This is a genomic window from Streptomyces calidiresistens (genome assembly GCF_014141525.1).
Taxonomy (GTDB): domain Bacteria; phylum Actinomycetota; class Actinomycetes; order Streptomycetales; family Streptomycetaceae; genus Streptomyces; species Streptomyces calidiresistens.
This window is the reverse complement of sequence record NZ_VKHS01001373.1, coordinates 1-797: the sequence shown is the minus strand read 5'-3', so window position 1 is coordinate 797 and position 797 is coordinate 1. Positions and strand designations below refer to the sequence as shown.

At 79.9% G+C, this 797-nt stretch carries 1 protein-coding gene; it reads left to right on the top strand.

Annotation, left to right across the window (positions count from 1 at the left end; genetic code table 11):
• Positions 1-797, top strand: a 797-nt coding sequence (locus FOE67_RS27380) for a helicase-related protein (RefSeq protein ID WP_267133376.1), incomplete at both ends; no start/stop codon positions are given.

The following is a 797-nucleotide window of genomic DNA, read 5'->3' as shown; positions in this document are numbered from 1 at the left end:
GGCGGGAACCGGGTGGAGGTGTTGGGCGTGCACGGCAGGGCCCCGCTCGCCGTCCAGGACGCCGTCCTCGCCGGGTCCCCGGAGGGTACCCGGCGGATCGTGCTGGCCACCTCCGTGGCGGAGTCCGGCCTGACCGTCCCCGGGGTGCGGACGGTGGTGGACAGCGGCCTGTCCCGCGAATCGCGAACCGACCACGCCCGGGGCCTGGGCTCGCTGGTGACCGTCCCGGTCAGCCGGGCCTCGGCCCGGCAGCGCGCCGGACGGGCGGGACGCGAGGCTCCGGGACGGGTCCTCCGGTGCTGGTCGCGGGCCGAGCACGGCCGACTGCGGGAGTTCGCCCGACCGGAGATCGCGGTCGCCGACCTGACCGGGTTCGCCCTGGACGTGGCGTGCTGGGGCGATCCCGCGGCGGAGCACCTGCCGCTCCCCGACCCTCCGCCCGCCGGCGCGATGGCCGCCGCCCGGACGGTGTTGCGGGACCTGGGCGCGGTGGACGACGCGGGCCGCGCGACCGATCGCGGACGGCGCGTCGCCGCCGTCGGCCTGCACCCGCGGTGGTCCCGGGCCCTGCTGGACGCCGCGCCCCTGATCGGGGCGCGGCGGGCCGCGGAACTGGTGGCCGTGCTGAGCGAGGAACCGCCCCGGGCGATGGGCGACGATCTCGCGGCGGTGTGCCGGGCCGCGCGGCACGGGGCCGGGGGCGATCGGCGGGACGGCTGGGTCGGACGGTGGCGGCGCGAGGCCGACCGGCTGCACTCCCTGCTCCGCCGGGACGCCACCCCGGGGCGGGGTGGGCC